The 15,282-nt window shown below is 69.3% G+C and carries 14 protein-coding genes; 6 read left to right on the forward strand and 8 right to left on the reverse strand.

Going from position 1 to position 15,282, the window contains the following annotated elements:
• The first annotated feature begins 131 nt into the window (after positions 1–131).
• Positions 132–1,388, forward strand: coding sequence for a DEAD/DEAH box helicase (locus AC07PV_RS05570; protein ID WP_494629656.1), 1,257 nt, complete (start codon positions 132–134; stop codon positions 1,386–1,388).
• Between the two features lie 58 nt (positions 1,389–1,446).
• Here AC07PV_RS05570 and AC07PV_RS05575 read toward each other — a convergent pair whose 3' ends face one another.
• Entirely contained in the window at positions 1,447–1,800 is a 354-nt protein-coding gene (locus AC07PV_RS05575; protein WP_218294190.1) for a DUF6172 family protein, read from the reverse strand.
• Between the two features lie 89 nt (positions 1,801–1,889).
• Here AC07PV_RS05575 and AC07PV_RS05580 point away from each other — a divergent pair, with 89 nt between their 5' ends.
• Complete coding sequence (locus tag AC07PV_RS05580; protein WP_218294189.1) at positions 1,890–3,176, forward strand: sensor domain-containing diguanylate cyclase; 1,287 nt, start codon at positions 1,890–1,892, stop codon at positions 3,174–3,176.
• A 36-nt stretch (positions 3,177–3,212) separates the two neighbouring features.
• Here the strand turns inward: AC07PV_RS05580 and AC07PV_RS05585 are convergent, their stop codons facing one another.
• Positions 3,213–3,416: a hypothetical protein gene (locus AC07PV_RS05585; RefSeq protein WP_218294188.1), complete on the reverse strand. Its 204-nt coding sequence runs from the start codon at positions 3,414–3,416 to the stop codon at positions 3,213–3,215.
• Between the two features lie 15 nt (positions 3,417–3,431).
• A complete protein-coding gene (locus tag AC07PV_RS05590) occupies positions 3,432–5,087 on the reverse strand; it encodes a methyl-accepting chemotaxis protein (protein ID WP_494629658.1) in 1,656 nt (551 codons plus the stop codon).
• A gap of 387 nt (positions 5,088–5,474) precedes the next feature.
• On the opposite strand from AC07PV_RS05590, the gene AC07PV_RS05595 reads away from it, so the two are divergent.
• Both AC07PV_RS05595 and AC07PV_RS05600 read left to right on the forward strand, forming a co-directional pair.
• A complete protein-coding gene (locus AC07PV_RS05595; protein WP_494629659.1) occupies positions 5,475–7,010 on the forward strand; it encodes a CYTH and CHAD domain-containing protein in 1,536 nt (511 codons plus the stop codon).
• An 82-nt stretch (positions 7,011–7,092) separates the two neighbouring features.
• Positions 7,093–7,779 carry a 3'-5' exonuclease gene (locus AC07PV_RS05600; RefSeq protein ID WP_218340826.1) on the forward strand — a complete coding sequence of 229 codons (687 nt, stop codon included), beginning with the start codon at positions 7,093–7,095 and terminating at the stop codon, positions 7,777–7,779.
• 63 nt (positions 7,780–7,842) lie between these two features.
• Here AC07PV_RS05600 and AC07PV_RS05605 read toward each other — a convergent pair whose 3' ends face one another.
• The gene (locus AC07PV_RS05605; RefSeq protein ID WP_218340948.1) at positions 7,843–9,906 is read right to left on the reverse strand and encodes an NADPH-dependent 2,4-dienoyl-CoA reductase; all 2,064 of its coding nucleotides are present in this window, start codon (positions 9,904–9,906) and stop codon (positions 7,843–7,845) included.
• Between the two features lie 95 nt (positions 9,907–10,001).
• Here AC07PV_RS05605 and AC07PV_RS05610 point away from each other — a divergent pair, with 95 nt between their 5' ends.
• Positions 10,002–10,634 (forward strand): TetR/AcrR family transcriptional regulator, encoded by a 633-nt coding sequence (locus AC07PV_RS05610; protein WP_494629661.1) that lies wholly within the window; start codon positions 10,002–10,004, stop codon positions 10,632–10,634.
• A gap of 9 nt (positions 10,635–10,643) precedes the next feature.
• On the opposite strand, the gene AC07PV_RS05615 is transcribed toward AC07PV_RS05610, so the two are convergent.
• Positions 10,644–10,871 carry a SlyX family protein gene (locus AC07PV_RS05615; protein WP_369642211.1) on the reverse strand — a complete coding sequence of 76 codons (228 nt, stop codon included), beginning with the start codon at positions 10,869–10,871 and terminating at the stop codon, positions 10,644–10,646.
• Between the two features lie 7 nt (positions 10,872–10,878).
• Positions 10,879–12,069 (reverse strand): aminotransferase-like domain-containing protein, encoded by a 1,191-nt coding sequence (locus AC07PV_RS05620; protein ID WP_218294182.1) that lies wholly within the window; start codon positions 12,067–12,069, stop codon positions 10,879–10,881.
• 125 nt (positions 12,070–12,194) lie between these two features.
• Between AC07PV_RS05620 and AC07PV_RS05625 the strand changes: the two genes are divergently transcribed.
• Positions 12,195–12,671, forward strand: a complete 477-nt coding sequence (locus tag AC07PV_RS05625) for an AraC family transcriptional regulator (protein WP_218340823.1) — start codon at positions 12,195–12,197, stop codon at positions 12,669–12,671.
• A gap of 11 nt (positions 12,672–12,682) precedes the next feature.
• Here AC07PV_RS05625 and AC07PV_RS05630 read toward each other — a convergent pair whose 3' ends face one another.
• Both AC07PV_RS05630 and AC07PV_RS05635 read right to left on the reverse strand, forming a co-directional pair.
• On the reverse strand, positions 12,683–13,666 hold the full coding sequence (locus AC07PV_RS05630) for a Bug family tripartite tricarboxylate transporter substrate binding protein (RefSeq protein WP_218340822.1): 984 nt from the start codon (positions 13,664–13,666) through the stop codon (positions 12,683–12,685).
• 78 nt (positions 13,667–13,744) lie between these two features.
• Positions 13,745–15,229 (reverse strand): amidase, encoded by a 1,485-nt coding sequence (locus AC07PV_RS05635; protein ID WP_494629662.1) that lies wholly within the window; start codon positions 15,227–15,229, stop codon positions 13,745–13,747.
• Between the last annotated feature and the right edge of the window lie 53 nt (positions 15,230–15,282).

Raw genomic sequence — 15,282 nt, forward strand, 5'->3', positions numbered from 1 at the left:
CGCCAAGCCCGGCACGCCAGCGCGCCGAGGCGGCGCACGGGCCCCAAGGGCAACTGCGGCGACAATCCCCCCATCTTTCCTCGTTCGCGCTGTCGTGCGTCCGCTTTCAACGCCGCTCCAGCGCTGCCTCCATGCCCTTTGCCTCCCTCGGTCTGTCCCCTGCCCTTGTCCACGCTGCCGAAAAGGCGGGTTTCGTGGCACCCACGCCCATCCAGGCGGGAGCCATTCCAGCCGTCCTGCAAGGCGCTGACCTGCTGGGCGCCGCGCAGACGGGTTCGGGCAAGACGGCCGCTTTCGCCCTGCCCCTGCTGCAGCAGCTGCAACTGGGCGCCACCGGCGGCCCGCGCAGGGTGCGCGCCCTGGTGCTGGTGCCCACGCGCGAGCTGGCCGCCCAGGTGGGCGAGGTGCTGCGCAGCCTGGCCCAGCACCTGCAGCAGCCGCTGAAGATCGCCATCGTGTTCGGCGGCGTGTCGATCAACCCGCAGATGCTGGGGCTGCGCGGCGGCGCCGACATCGTGGTGGCCACGCCGGGCCGCCTGCTGGACCTGGTGGAGCACAACGCGCTGCGGCTGTCCGCCGTGGCGCACCTGGTGCTCGACGAGGCCGACCGCCTGCTGGACCTGGGCTTCGCCGAAGAGCTGGCGCGCGTGCTGGCCCTGCTGCCCGCCCAGCGGCAGAACCTGTTCTTTTCAGCCACCTTTCCCGCCGCCGTGCAGGCGCTGGCCGACGGCCTGCTGAAAAACCCGGTGCGCGTGGAGGTGCCCCACACCCCGGGCAACGAGCCCGCCATCGAGCAGCGCGCCATCGCGGTGGATGCTGCCCGCCGCACCCAGCTGCTGCGGCACCTGGTCAAGGAGCACGGCTGGCCGCGCGTGCTGGTGTTCGTGGCCACGCAGTACGCGGCCGAGCATGTGGCCGAAAAGCTGTACAAGGCCGGCATTTTCGCCAGCCCCTTTCACGGCGGCCTGAGCCAGGGCGCGCGCAAGCAGGTGCTGCAGGAGTTCAAGGACGAACGCTGGCAGGTGGTGGTGACCACCGACCTGGCCGCGCGCGGCATCGACATCGCGCAGCTGCCGGCCGTGGTGAACTACGACCTGCCCCGCTCGGCCGTGGACTATGTGCACCGCATCGGCCGCACGGGCCGCGCGGGCGAGAGCGGTGTGGCCGTGAGCTTCGTGACGGCCGATGCCGAAGCGCACTTCCGGCTCATCGAAAAACGCCAGCACCTGAGCCTGCCGCGCGAGCAGATTGCGGGCTTTGAGCCCACCGAGGCCCCCGCGCCGGCCTCGGCCGCCGACCCCCAGGGCACCGGCGGCATCAAGGGAAAGCGGCCCAGCAAGAAGGACAAGCTGCGCGCTGCGGCGGCCGCAAACAAAAAAGACTCCTAGAAGGAGCCTGTCGAACACCCGCGGGGGCTCCTGGCCGCCCGCTCGCCACGGCCCGGGGTCAAGCCCCTTCGCCGGCCTCGTCCATTCCGCCGCCGTCCTGGCCGGACGGGGCCCCGGGCTCGCCCTCGGGCCGGGGCGTGCGCTTGCCGGGCCTGGCGACGATCTCCACATGGAACTGCGGGCCGCCTTCTGCCGCCACTTCGTTGATGAGCCCGGTCAAGGCCGACAGGTGCGCCACGGCGGCGTCTTCCCTGGTCCGGCCGAACTGGCAGTCAAAGTCCCAGAAGTCAGCGCCTTCGGGCAGCTCGCGGCGCCGTTCGCGCTTGATGTACTTGCGGATTTCGTGCTTGACGGCATCCAGAACGCGGTCGCGGTTCTTGCCTTCAACATGGAGTTGGAAAGTTTTTCTCATGGGCGATGGTACCGCCTGTGACAAACATCGATTCCCACCGGCCCACCCCGGTGCCACAATGGGGCATTACCTTTTGTTACGTCACGCCGATGTTCAACGACCTCCGTCTGCTGCAACTGCTGCCAGCGGCTGTACTGGTCACCCAGGGGGGCATCATCCGCTTTGCCAACGCCGCCGGCCTGGATCTCCTGGAGGCACCGGGCCCGGACAGCCTCATCGGCAGGCCCTCGGACGACTTCGTGCATCCCATGGACCGCGTGCGCTCCAACCACCGTGTCCAGCAGGTCACCGTGCCCGGGCAGGGAGGACGGCCCAACAAGCCGTCGGAGTTCCGCATCCGCACGCTGCGGGGCAACCTGCGCATGGTGCTGATCAGCAGCGTGGCGGTGGAGTGGCAGGGCGCCCCCGCCGTGCTGATGTGCGGCCTGGACATGACGCACCAGAGCGAGATCGAGGACCAGCTGCGCGAAAGCGAACAGAACTTCCGCCGCCTGTTCGAGAACATGCAGGACGTGTACTACCGCACGGACGCCAAGGGTGTCGTGCAGCACGTGGGCCCGGGCGTGCGGCGCGTGCTGGGCTATGAGCCCCACGAGATCGAGGGCCGCACCGCCGAGTCGTACTACCCGCACAGCTCCGACCGCGACGCGTTCAAGGCCGCCATCGTGGAAAAAGGCGAGGTGTCGGACTTTCCCGGCCAGATGGTGCGGCGCGACGGGCAGGTGATCGACATCTCCATCAGCAGCCACGCGCTGTACGACCATGCGGGCAACTTCGCGGGCGTGGAGGGCATCTACCGCGACGTGACGCAGCGCAAGAACCTGGAGCGCGAGCTGCAGCGCCTGGCCACCACCGACATGCTGACGGGGATGGCCAACCGCCGCGCGTTCCTGGAATGCGCCGAATCGGTGTACGCGCGCTCGCGCAGCAACGGCGAGCCGCTCGCGCTGCTCATGCTGGACCTGGACCACTTCAAGTCCATCAACGACCGCTTTGGCCACCTGGAGGGCGACCGCGCGCTGGTGGCGTTTGCCCAGGCCGTCAAGAGCCAGCTGCGCGCCAGCGACACGGTGGGCCGGCTGGGGGGCGAGGAGTTTGGCGTGCTGCTGCCGCTGACCGCGCTGGCCGAGGGCATGGAAGTGGCCATGCGCATTCTCCAGAGCATCCGCGCGCTGCGCCTGGCCGACGAGGCGGGCCACGGCTATGGCATCACCGCCAGCCTGGGGCTGGGCGCCTTCCGGCAAAGCGACCGCAGCCTGCGCGACATGCTGGACCGTACCGACCAGGCGCTGTACCTGGCCAAGCACCAGGGGCGCAACCAGATCGCGTCCCTCGACGTGGCCGCCCCGCAAGAGCCGCCACCGGCCCCGCGCTGAGAAGGCGCACCGGGGCAGCGCCCGCCTCCCGGTGCTTCACAGGCGCAGCCGCTCCTGCTGCAGGTTCCACAGGCAGGCGGCGCTTTTGAGCAGCATCTCCATCGCCATCTCCGAACCACTGCTGGACAGCTCCAGGCCGTCGATGACCATGGCCAGCTGCGAAATGGAGTCCTCGGGGCTCGAAGCGCCTCCCGTGCGCGCCACCTCGGCAATGGCAATCAGTACATCGGTCCTGTTCATGGAAAGGGCTCCGTCCTAGCGCGGCACCGTGGCCAGGCGCTTGTGCGCCGCCTGGGGCCGTGGCGGTGCCGCCAGAAGCTGCCGCGCACCGCCCGATGGTTGCGGCGCCGTCCCGTCCACCGCCGCGGCGGCGCCGTCGGGGGCAAGGCGGAACTGGTGGATCACTTCCAGCAGCCGCCGCACCTGGTGCTTCATGCCCGCGGACGCCGACGAGCTGTCATCCACCAGCGCCGCATTTTTCTGCGTCGCGGCGTCAAGCTGGCGCACGGCTTCACCGATCTGCGCGATGCCCCGGGACTGCTCCTGGCCGGCGTCCCGGATCTCGCTGATGAGCTCCACCACCTGATCGACATGCCGCACCGTATTGGCCACGCGCTCGCCCGCCTGGCCGACCAGCGCCGAGCCCCGCTCGACCCCATCCACGCTCGCCGTGATCAGCCCCCGGATTTCGCGCGCCGCCGTGCTGCTGCGCTGCGACAGCCCCCGCACTTCCCCGGCCACGACGGCGAAGCCCCGCCCCTGCTCCCCCGCGCGGGCGGCCTCGACGGCCGCATTGAGGGCCAGCAGGTTGGTCTGGAACGCGATGTCGTCGATCACCTTGATGATGTCCGTGATCTTTTGCGACTGGACATGGATCTCCTGCATGGTGGCGATGACATTGCGCATCACGCTGCCGCCTTCGTTCGCGACCTTGCTGGCCTCCTGCGCCAGGTGGGTGGCGCGGTGGGCGTTGTCGGTGTTGTGCTGCACCGTGATGGTGAGCTGCTCCATGGAGGCAGCCGTCTCCTGCAGATTGGAGGCCTGCGTCTCCGTGCGGCGGGCCAGGTCTTCGGTGCCCCCCGCGATCAGCACGGCCTCCTGCGCCACCGACTCGGTGCTCTCGCGCACTTCGGTGATGACGCGCACCAGCTGCTGGTTCATCTCGCGCAGCGCCCCCAGAAGCTCCGCCGTCTCGTCGGCACCGCGCACCTCGATCTGCGCGCTCAGGTCGCCTCCGGCCACCGTCCGCGCCAACGCCACGGCCTGCCGCAGCGGATGCGAGATCGACCGGGTGATGACCCATGCCATCGCCGTGCCCGCCAGCAGCGCCAGCACGGTGGCCGCCAGCATCCACACATGGATGGTTTCGCTCATCTGCCGGGCCGCACCGAACTCCGCGTCCGCCAGGCTGATCTGCAACGCCACCAGCTGTTCCACGGCATCCTGCACCTTCGCGGCCTGGGGCCGGATCTGGCTGATGTAGAGCTCGGAGCCATCGTCGTACTTGCCCGCCACCAGCGCCGCGGCCGCGGGAGTCAGCCCCTTGTCCAGGTACGCGGCATTGGCCTGCGCGAAGGCCCGGGCCAGCGCCTGCTCCTGCTCGCCGAGGGGTTTGGCGGTGTAGGACTTCCACAGGGCCCGGATCCGCTCCACGTTCGCGGACAGCGCCGCATGGCTTGCCTGCAGATTGCTGGTGCCGGGGTCCATCAGCATGTCCATCACGAGCACGCGGTTGCGCTGGGTCAGGTGGCTGATCTCGGCCAGCACGCCCATGGGCACCGTGCGGTCCCCATACAGCGCCGCGCTGCGCTCCGTCAGGCGCTTGGCGCCACTGATGCCGCCAGCCGCCAGCGCGGAGATCAGCAGCAGAAGCACTGCAAATGCCAGGGCCAGCCTGGTGCCAATTTTCATTTTCTGAAGCATCTGGAATCCTCTTGAATGGCCACCGGAGACGACCCCGGGTACCCAGAAGATACTAATTGTTTCAAATGACAGAACCGTGACCAATCGATAATCCAAGCCGAAAGGGAAGTATTGACACATCCTCCACCGAAGAACAGGGCAATTCGAACACGGATATTCATGGCCACCCTATAATCCGCCGAATCCCCGCCACATCCGGCAGCCAACCGGGAATTCGGTGCAAGGCACGGGTACGCTTGATGCCACCGGGGTCATTCAATAAATTATCATGATGATCATTCTTGGATATTTCCGATTATCTCCACACATTATTCACCACTGCATTTTCTCTCTGCAAAAATAAAAACACCTCCACGCGCAGGCAAAATAAAACCCATGGAAATCGAATTCAAGTTCTGCATTCCTCCCGAGCGCCTGGCGGCCGTGCAGGCGGCCGCGCGCCGGGGCCCGTGCGCGTCCATCCGCATGGAGGCCCGCTACTTCGACACGCCCGATGGCGCGCTGGCGGCCCGCGGCATCGCGCTGCGGCTGCGCCGCGAAGGCGACCTGTGGGTGCAGACCGTCAAGGCCCTGGGTGACGGCCCCCTGGACCGGGAGGAGCACAACGTGGACCGGGGCCCGGCCCACGCCGCGGGCCCCGCCCCCGAGCCCCACCCCGCACTGCATGCCGGCACCCTGGCGGGCACCCGGCTGCTGCACGCGCTGCAGGGCGCCAGCGGCCCCCTGGCCGAAACCTATGGCACCGCCATGGACCGCGTGACGCGGGACATCGCCTTCAAGGGCGGCGTGGTGGAGCTGGCCCTGGACACCGGGCGGGTCATCGCCCACCGTGGCACGCCGCAGCAGAAAGAGGCGCGCATCTGCGAGCTGGAGCTGGAACTCAAGGCCGGGCCGGTATCAGGCCTGGCGGCCATCGCCGCCCGGTGGGCCACACGGCACGGGCTGTTTCTGAGCACGGTGTCCAAGGCGGAGCGCGGCGAGCGGCTGCTGGCCGCGCAATGGGCCCGGCCCGCCACCAAAGCCGCCCCCCTGCGTGCCAGCGGCCAGCGCAAGCACTTTTTGCAGGGGCGCGGCCTGCAGCGCGTGGTGGTGGCGCACTGCCTCCAGCAGATCCTGGGCAATGCCAGCGAGATCGTGGAAGGCGGGGGCGACGAGGAACATGTGCACCAGCTGCGCATCGGCATCCGCCGGCTGCGCACGGCCTTGCGCGAGTTGGCGCCGTTGGCCCCCGGCGCGTTCGACCCCGCCTGGGAGCCACCGCTGGTGGAGGTGTTCCAGCGCCTGGGCCAGCTGCGCGACCGGGGCCAGGCGCTGCAGGCCATCGTCGCCGACATGCGCGATGCGGGCGCGCCTGCGCTGGAGGTGCGTGCGGCGGCGGACCAGGCTCCCGGCCCCGCCGCCGCCATCATCGTGCGCACGCCCGCGTTCCAGGCGGCACTCATCGCCCTCATGGCGTTCACGGCCCGGGGCCGCGATGACGCGTCGGCGGCCGGGGACCAAGGCCTGGAGGCCCGGGACACCCGCCGCCTGCTGCAAAAGCGATTGCACCGCCTGCACGCCAGGGTGCGCCAGGGGGCCCAGGGCTTTGCAGCCCTGCCGGTGGACGAGCAACACCGCCTGCGCAAGCGCCTCAAGCGCTTGCGCTATCTCACGGAGTTCGTGGCGCCTGCGCTGGACGCCGAAGGGGACTCTTTCCTCGACAGCCTGCAGCCCGCGCTGGCGGCCCTGGGCCGGCTGAACGATGAACGCGTGGCCAGCGTGCTGTATGGCGACATCGCCGCCACCGACCCGAAGGCCTGGTTTGGCGTGGGCTGGCTGGCTGCGCGGCAGGCACTGACCGTGGCGGCCTGCGACGAGGCCCTGGGCCACATTGCCGGGACGCCCCGCCTGCACAAGACAGGCAAGCGCTGAGAGGCCGGCACGCAGGCGGATGGGCCTGGCCTCTGGGCGCGGGCACGTCGGGGCTCCAGGGTCCGCACGGCACAATGGGCCCATGACGGCACCACCCCCTCCCCGGCACCCCCACCCGCCTTCGCGCGCCGCCCACCACGCCACTCCCGGCAAAGACCAGATCGCCCTGCTGGAACCCTTCGAGCGCCTGGGCACCGACCGCATCGCCCTCGTCTCCACCCCGGAGCAGGCCGACAAGGCCTGCGATGCCCTGGCGGCGGCCAGCGCGTGGGGGTTCGACACAGAATCCAAGCCCACCTTCGTGCAGGGCGAACAGTCCGACGGGCCCCACATCGTGCAGCTGGCCACGCTCGACACCGCCTGGGTCTTCCAGCTGCACGACCCCGGCTGCCGCGCGCGCGTGGCCGAGCTGCTGGCCCTGTGCGGCGTGACCAAGGCGGGCTTTGGCCTGGGGGACGACACCAAACGCATCCAGCACAAGCTGGGCGTGCAGCCGGCCGATGTGCTGGAACTCAACACCGTGTTCCGCCAGCGCGGCTATCGCAAGGACATGGGTGTGAAGGGCGCGGTGGCCGTGCTGTTCAACCGGCGCTTCATCAAGTCCAAGAAGGCCGCCACCTCGAACTGGGCCAACGCCCGGCTGACGGAGGCCCAGCTGGTCTACGCGGCCAACGATGCGTGGGCCGCGCTGCGGGTGTTCAACGCACTCGAGAGTTCTGCCGCGCAGCGGGGGACATCGGCCGTCGGCCAGACACTATCAAAACAATAGCTGCCAGCGCTTTCCTATCCAGCGCTGGCGGCCTGTTTTGCTTAAAAACCGGCTTCACTCGCCTTACAAGCGCGCCGCCAGCCGCGCCGCCTGGTCGATGGCGCGCTTGGCATCCAGCTCGCCCGCATCCAGCGCGCCGCCGATGCGGTGCGGCTTGCGGCCCGTGGCCTCCAGCGCCTGCGCCAGGCTGAAAAGGGGCACCTGTCCCGCGCACAGCACCACGGTGTCGCAAGGGATCCAGGTCGGGTCCTCGCGCTTGTCGCCGTAGGACACCAGCAGCCCCTCGTCGGCGATGCGCTCGTAGTTCACGCCGCTCACCATCTGCACTTCTTTCATCTTGAGCGTGGTGCGGTGGATCCAGCCCGTGGTCTTGCCCAGGCCCGCGCCCAGCTTGCCCTTCTTGCGCTGCAGCAGCGTCACCTGCCGCGCGGGGGGCGTGGCGCGCGGGCCCGAGGGGGCCAGGCCACCGCGCGCCTCGGCGGGGTCGGTGATGCCCCACTCGGCCTTCCAGGCCGGCAGGTCGAGCGTGGTGGAAGGGTGCTCGCCATGCGTGAGGTACTCGGCCACGTCAAAGCCGATGCCCCCCGCGCCGATGATGGCCACGCGCTCGCCCACCGGCTTGCCGTGGCGCAGCACGTCGATGTAGCTGAGTACCTTGGCGTGGTCCTGGCCAGGGATCTGCGGGTCGCGCGGCAGCACGCCCGTGGCGATCACCACCTCGTCGAAGCCCGCCAGATCGCAAGCCTGCACCACGCGGTTCAGGTGCAGCTGCACGCCCGTGTCCTCCACCCGCGTGGCCAGGTAGCGCAGCATCTCGTGGAACTCCTCCTTGCCCGGCACCACCTTGGCCATGTTGAGCTGGCCGCCGATGGCGGGCGCGGCGTCGAACAGGTGCACCTCGTGCCCGCGCTCGGCGGCCACGGTGGCGGCGGTCAGGCCGGCGGGCCCGGCGCCCACCACGGCGATGCGCTTGCGTGCGGACGGTGTGGCGATGGGCCGGTAGACCAGTTCCGTCTCGTGGCAGGCGCGCGGGTTCACCAGGCAGCTGCTGGTCTTGTTCTGGAACACATGGTCCAGGCAGGCCTGGTTGCAGGCAATGCAGGTGTTGATGCGGTCGGCCCGGCCCTCTGCCGCCTTCTTCACGAAGGCGGCGTCGGCCAGCAGCGGACGCGCCATCGACACCATGTCGGCGCAGCCATCGGCCAGCACCTGCTCGGCCACCTCGGGCGTGTTGATGCGGTTGGAGGTGACCAGTGGCGTGGTGATGCCTGCCGCCGCGAACTCGGCCTTCATCTTCTGCGTGACCCAGGCGAACGCCGCGCGCGGCACGCTGGTGGCAATCGTGGGCACGCGCGCTTCGTGCCAGCCAATGCCGGTATTGACGATGTTCGCGCCACCGGTGGCCACGGCCTTGCCCAAGGTGACGATCTCGTCCCAGGCGCTGCCGCCGGGCACCAGGTCGATCATCGACAGGCGGTAGATGATGATGAAGTCCGGCCCCACGGCCTCGCGCATGCGGGCCAGGATCTCCACCGGCAGGCGCATGCGGTGGCTGTAGTCGCCGCCCCAGGCGTCCTGGCGCAGGTTGGTGGTCTGCGACAGGAACTGGTTGATGAAGTAGCCCTCCGAGCCCATCACCTCCACGCCGTCGTAGCCTGCCTCGCGCGCCTTCACGGCGCAGTTGACGAACGCGCGGATCTGGCGCTCCACCCCGCGCGCCGACAGCGCGAACGGCGTGAACGGCGAGATGGGCGACTGCAGGCGCGAGGGTGCCACGGCCAGCGGGTGGTAGGCATAGCGGCCGGTGTGCAGGATCTGCAGCGCGATCTTGCCGCCGGCGCCGTGCACCGCGTCGGTCACCACCCGGTGGCGCCGGGCGGCACCCGAGGTCGCCAGCGTGCCCGCGAAGGGCTTGGCCCAGCCCGCGATGTTGGGAGCAAAGCCGCCCGTCACGATCAGTCCCACATCCCCCTCGGCCCGCTCGCGGAAGTACGCCGCCATGCGCGTGAGGTCGCGCCCGTCCTCCAGGCCGGTGTGCATGGAGCCCATCAACACGCGGTTTTTGAGGGTGGTGAAACCCAGGTCAAGCGGCGCGAGCAAGTGCGGGTACAAGGCGGCACCGGGCATGGATGCAACGGCTGCAGGGGCGGCAATGGGGAAAGGATGCATGGAAATCGTGGACTAGAAGTATTTTCTAGAACTTTATTTTAGAATCGCATTCCATGGCAAGCCGCAATTCCCCGCCCTCCACCTCATCCCCGGCCGAGGCCGCCACCGACCGCCGCCAGGACATCCTGAACGCCGCCCTCGCCTGCGCGGCCGAAGGCGGCGTGGATGCCGTCACCATCGACGGGGTGCGCGCCCGCTGCGGGGCCAGCGTGGGCAGCATTTATCACCACTTCGGCAACCGCGACGGCATCGTGGCGGCGCTGTTCTTCGACATCTTTCACGACCAGTCGCGCAGCGTGCAGGCGCAGCTGGATGCCGCCCAGGGCGTCGAGGCGGGCGTGTCTGCCCTGGTCACGGGCTATCTGGACTGGGTGGTGGCACAACCCGAGCGGGCACGTTTCCTGTTCCAGGCGCGCGGCGCCGTGGCCGCAGGCCCGCGCACCGCCGACCTGGCCGAGGCGGCGCGGGGCCGCAACCAGGCGCTGGTGGCCTGGTTCGAGCCGCACCGCCAATCGGGCGCGCTGCGCGACCTGCCTTGCGAACTGATGCCGTCGCTGGTCATGGGCCCGGTGCAAAGCTATTGCAGGGCGTGGCTGTCGGGCAACGCTGCCCAGGGCGGCCTGCCCTCGCCCACCACGTACCGCACGGAGTTGGCGGATGCGGCCTGGCGGTCCGTGAAAGCCTAGATCGCTAGATCAGTAATGCGGCGGCAGCTCGTCGCGCAGGTTGCGCGGGCCGTTCGAGCCGCCCTCGGGCGCCTGCTGGCGCAGCTGGATGACCTCGTGCGTCAACCGGTCGATCAGTTGCTGCTGCTGGTAGATGGTCATGTTCAACTGGTCCAGCAGGTCTTCGGTGAAGCTGGCCTTGATCTCCAGGCTTTCCAGGCGCTGGAGAATCTGGGCGAGATCGTTGGCGTCCGACATCGACGCTTCAGAGGGCCTGGCCCAGGCGCGCCACGCCTTCGCGGATCTTTTCCACGTCGGCCGTCGCGAACGACAGGCGCAGCGTGGCGTGGTCGGGGTTGGCGCAGAAGAACGGCGTGCCGGGCACGAAGGCCACACCCTTTTCGATGGCGCGCTGGGCCAGCACGTTGCCGTCGGCCACCTTGCCACCCGCGCCCGTGAGGCGCGCCCACACGAACAGGCCGCCCTGGGGCTGCACGAACTCGATGGCGCCGCCCAGCTCCTTGCGCAGCGCATCGCCCATGGCCTGGGCGCGTTCGGCATACACCTTGCGCACGTTCGCCAGCGTGCCGGGCATGCGGCCGGCCTTGAGGTACTGGGCGGCCGTGGCCTGGGCGAAGGTGCTGGTGTGCGCATCGCTGAACTGCTTGCACATGGTGGCCTTGGCCAGCAGCTCGGCCGGGGCAATCATCCAGCCCACGCGCAGGCCGGGTGACAGCACCTTGCTCAAGCTGCCGCAGTGCACCAGCAGCTCGCGGCTGCCGGGCACGCTGGCCGACAGGTTGAGCAGGCTGGGGGGCGGTGCGTCGCCGAAGTACAGGTCGCCGTAGGGGTCGTCCTCGACGATCAGGGTGTTGTGCTTCACGGCCATCTCCAGCACGGCCTTGCGGCGCTCCAGACTCAGCATGGCGCCGCTGGGGTTGCCGAAGGTGGGGATGAGGTAGACGAACTTGGGCTTGTGTTCGGCGATGAGCTTTTCCAGCTCGTCGGTCTTCACGCCGTTGCCGTCGATGGGCGCGCTGATGAGTTCGGCGCCGTACAGGCGAAAGCACTGGATGGTGGCCAGGAAGGTCGGGCCTTCCACGATCACCTTGTCGCCGGGACTGATGAGCGTCTTGCCCAGCAGGTCCAGCGCCTGCTGGCTGCCGGTGGTGACGATGAGGTTGTCGGCCGCCACGTCCTGGGCGCCCTTGCTGGCCATGAAGGCGGCCAGTTGCTCGCGCAGGGGGTTGTAGCCCTCGGTGGCGCCGTACTGCAGCGCGGCGCCGGGTTCTTCGGCCAGGGCGGCGTTGCTGGCAGCGCGGATGCCTTCCACGTCGAACATCGCGCTGTCGGGGAAGCCACCCGCGAAGCTGATGATGCCGGGCTTGCCCAGCAGCTTGAAAAGCTCACGGATGGCGGAGGTTTCTACATTGTTCAGGCGGTCGGCGAATTGCATGGCGTGGACAAAAATGGGTGGCAAAGGATTCCCGCATTGTCGCCAATTGCCGAGCAGGTTTCCTGCGGCTTAGACTGCAAGGCACAAAAGCGCCCTCCCTACCGCAACCCCATCCAGGACCACCCATGCCCCTCGACATCCGCCAGTTGCCCCCGATGCGCCTTGCCTACATGCGCCAGACCGGCCCCTACGGCCCGTCGCTCACGCAGCTGTGGGATCGCTTTGGCCAATGGTGCGCGGCCCATGGCCTCGCCGAGCCACGCCCCAGGTACTACGGCATCAGCCTGGACAACCCCGCCTGCACACCGCCCGCGCAATGCCGCTACGACGCTTGCGTCCAGGTGGGCGTCGGGTTGCGCACGGGCACCGAGGCGCTGGTACAGGACTTTCCGGGCGGCGACTACGCCTGTTTGCAGTTCGTCGGCACCGGGCCCGAGATCGGCGCGGCCTGGGCGGGAATGATGGCCCCGGGGCAGATCCCCGCAGGCTGGGAAGTGGCCGCGCGGCCCGCCGTCGAGGTCTATGACGAGCACTTCGCCGTCAACCCCGCCACGGGCGCGTTTCCCTGCTGGCTGTGCCTGGCGGTGCAGCGCACCGCCTGAAACCCTCGCCCTCAGTCGACGCGGATGTCCGCCCGCGCCGCCACGGCGCGCATCAGCGGCAGCTCGCGCTCGATGCGGGCGCGCAGCGCGTCGCCGTTGCCCCAGGCCGGGGTCATGCCGATGTCCACCAGCTTCTTCTTGAACTCGGCGGAGGCCATGGTGTCGGCCAGGGCCTTCTCCAGCTTTTTCTGCACCGGTGCGGGCAGGCCGGCGGGCGCGACGAACGCGAACCACGACCCCATGTCAAAGCCCGGGTAACCGCTCTCGGCCACCGTGGGCACGTTGGGCAGCAGCGGCAGGCGCTGCGGGCTCAGCACGGCGATGGGCTTGATCTTGCCGGCCTTGATGAGCGGGGTGGAGGCCACCACCGTGTCCACCGCCAGCTGCACCTGCCCGCCCATCAGCGCCGTGAGATTGGGCGAGCTGCCGTTGAAGGGCACGTGCATCATCGGGAAGCCCGCGGTGGCCTTGAGCATCTCGGCGCCGAAGTGCACCGACGAGCCCGTGCCGTAGGAGCCGTACGAGAACTTGTCCGGCGCGGCCTTGGCCTGGGCCACGATGTCCTTGAGCGTGCTGCCCTGCACATCGTTGTGGGCCACCAGCAGCAGCCCCATGTCCGCCACCATGCCGATGGGCGTGAAGCTGCGCACGGGGTCGTACGGCAGGTTGGTGCGGATGGCGGGGTTCATGGTGAGCGTGGTGTTGGCGCCCAGCAGCAGGGTGTAGCCATCGGCCGGCGCCTTGGCCACCAGCGACGCGGCCACCACCGTGCCCGCGCCGGGCTTGTTCTCCACCACCATGGGCTGCCCCAGCCGCTCGCCCATCGCCGTGGCCAGCAGGCGCCCCAGGATGTCCGTGGCGCCGCCGGGTGCGAACGGAACGACCAGCTTCACAGGGCGGTCGGGATAGGTCTGCGCCAACGCCACGGCGGGCGCGGCCAGCGCGAACGCGCTGGCCAGAAGGCACGAGATGAAGCGGGAGCGCGGCAAGGGCATGGGGAAGTTCTCCGGTCAAGAAAATGCGGGAAAGGCGGCAGGGGAAGGCATATAAAACGTGGAACGGAACGGGGCCCATCAACCCAGCAAGGGGCTCGCCACACGGGCGTAGCCACTGGCCCGGTCGTATGCGTGCCCTATCTGCAGCACGGCGGCATCGGCCTGCGCCGGGCCGATGATCTGCAGCCCGGCAGGCAGTCCACCAGGCCCGAAGCCGGCGGGTGCTGCCAGTGCAGGCAGGCCGGCCATGGTGGCGGGCACCACGGTTTCCATCCAGCGGTGGTAGGTGTCCATGGTGCGGCCTGCCACATCGTGCGGCCAGTCCAGCCCGGCGTTGAACGGAAAAACCTGCGCGGCGGGCAGCACCAGAAAATCGAATTGCTCGAACAGGCCGCGCAGCATCTGATACCAGGCACTGCGTACGCGGGCTGCGTCGTACACCTGCAGCGCCGTGAGGCGCATGCCGCGCTCGATCTCCCACACCGCCTCAGGCTTGAGCAGCGAGTGCGTGGCGGGGTTGCGGTACAGGCCTGCGTTGGCACCCGCCACGCTGAAGCTGCGCAGGTCGATCCAGGCATTCCACAGCTGCTCCATGTCGAACGCGGGCACCACGGCTTCCACCGTGCAGCCCACCGTGCGAAAGTGCGCCAGCGCCTGCTCGCAGGTGGCCAGCACGCCGGGCTCGGTGGGCAGGTGCCCGCCCAGGTCGCCCAGCCAGCCGATGCGCGCGCCGTGGAAGTCACGCTCCAGCGGCTGGCCCAGCAAGGCCACGTCCTCGTGCCGGCGGGTGAGCGGCAGCCGCGCATCGAAGCCCGCCTGCACCGACAGCAGCAGCGCCAGGTCCGGGATGTCGCGGGCCATGGGGCCCGCCACGCTGAACTGCTGGAAGAACACCTCCTCCGTCGGGCCGTGCGGCACCAGGCCGAACGAGGTGCGCAGCCCGTACACGTTGTTGAACGCCGCCGGCGTGCGCAGCGATCCCATCATGTCCGAGCCGTCGGCCACCGGCAGCATGTGCAGCGCCACGGCCACCGCCGCCCCGCCGCTGCTGCCGCCCGCCGACACGGCTGGGTCGAAGGCATTGCGCGTGGTGCCATACACCGGGTTGTAGGTGTGCCCGCCCAGGCCGAACTCGGGCGAGTTGGTTCGGCCCACGAAGAGCGCGCCGCTGGCACGCATGCGCTCGAACACCACGGCGTCGGTGGCAGAGACCTGGCCCGCGAAAATGGGCGAGCCGCGTGTGGTGACCATGCCGGCGGCGGGCATGATGTCCTTGGGCGCCTGCGGAAAGCCGTGCAGCGGCCCCAGGCTCTCGCCGCGCGCCAGTTGCGCATCGCGTTCAGCAGCCAGGGTGTGCAGCGCATCGCGGTCGGCCAGGGCCACCACGGCATTGACCACCGGGTTCAGCCGGTCGATCTGGGCCAGGTAGGCATCGAGCACCTCGACGCACGACACCTCGCGGGCATGGATGGCGTGTGACAGGCCCACGGCCGTGCGGGCCACGATGCCGCCGGGCGGGGTGCTGGTCTGGGGGTGCAAGGGGGTTGCGGGCGAATGTGTCATTGGGAAGTCAGCATAAGCAGCCGCTTGCGTTTCGACAATCGACGATTTCTGAG

It is taken from the genome of Acidovorax sp. GW821-FHT09A11 (genome assembly GCF_059418365.1).

Bases quoted from the DNA above. Each gene is read 5' to 3' on its own strand.
- AC07PV_RS05570 (WP_494629656.1), top strand. From the start codon at position 132: ATGCCCTTTGCCTCCCTCGGTCTGTCCCCTGCCCTTGTCCACGCTGCC.
- AC07PV_RS05575 (WP_218294190.1), bottom strand. From the start codon at position 1,800: ATGAGAAAAACTTTCCAACTCCATGTTGAAGGCAAGAACCGCGACCGC.
- AC07PV_RS05580 (WP_218294189.1), top strand. From the start codon at position 1,890: ATGTTCAACGACCTCCGTCTGCTGCAACTGCTGCCAGCGGCTGTACTG.
- AC07PV_RS05585 (WP_218294188.1), bottom strand. From the start codon at position 3,416: ATGAACAGGACCGATGTACTGATTGCCATTGCCGAGGTGGCGCGCACG.
- AC07PV_RS05590 (WP_494629658.1), bottom strand. From the start codon at position 5,087: ATGAAAATTGGCACCAGGCTGGCCCTGGCATTTGCAGTGCTTCTGCTG.
- AC07PV_RS05595 (WP_494629659.1), top strand. From the start codon at position 5,475: ATGGAAATCGAATTCAAGTTCTGCATTCCTCCCGAGCGCCTGGCGGCC.
- AC07PV_RS05600 (WP_218340826.1), top strand. From the start codon at position 7,093: ATGACGGCACCACCCCCTCCCCGGCACCCCCACCCGCCTTCGCGCGCC.
- AC07PV_RS05605 (WP_218340948.1), bottom strand. From the start codon at position 9,906: ATGCCCGGTGCCGCCTTGTACCCGCACTTGCTCGCGCCGCTTGACCTG.
- AC07PV_RS05610 (WP_494629661.1), top strand. From the start codon at position 10,002: ATGGCAAGCCGCAATTCCCCGCCCTCCACCTCATCCCCGGCCGAGGCC.
- AC07PV_RS05615 (WP_369642211.1), bottom strand. From the start codon at position 10,871: ATGTCGGACGCCAACGATCTCGCCCAGATTCTCCAGCGCCTGGAAAGC.
- AC07PV_RS05620 (WP_218294182.1), bottom strand. From the start codon at position 12,069: ATGCAATTCGCCGACCGCCTGAACAATGTAGAAACCTCCGCCATCCGT.
- AC07PV_RS05625 (WP_218340823.1), top strand. From the start codon at position 12,195: ATGCCCCTCGACATCCGCCAGTTGCCCCCGATGCGCCTTGCCTACATG.
- AC07PV_RS05630 (WP_218340822.1), bottom strand. From the start codon at position 13,666: ATGCCCTTGCCGCGCTCCCGCTTCATCTCGTGCCTTCTGGCCAGCGCG.
- AC07PV_RS05635 (WP_494629662.1), bottom strand. From the start codon at position 15,229: ATGACACATTCGCCCGCAACCCCCTTGCACCCCCAGACCAGCACCCCG.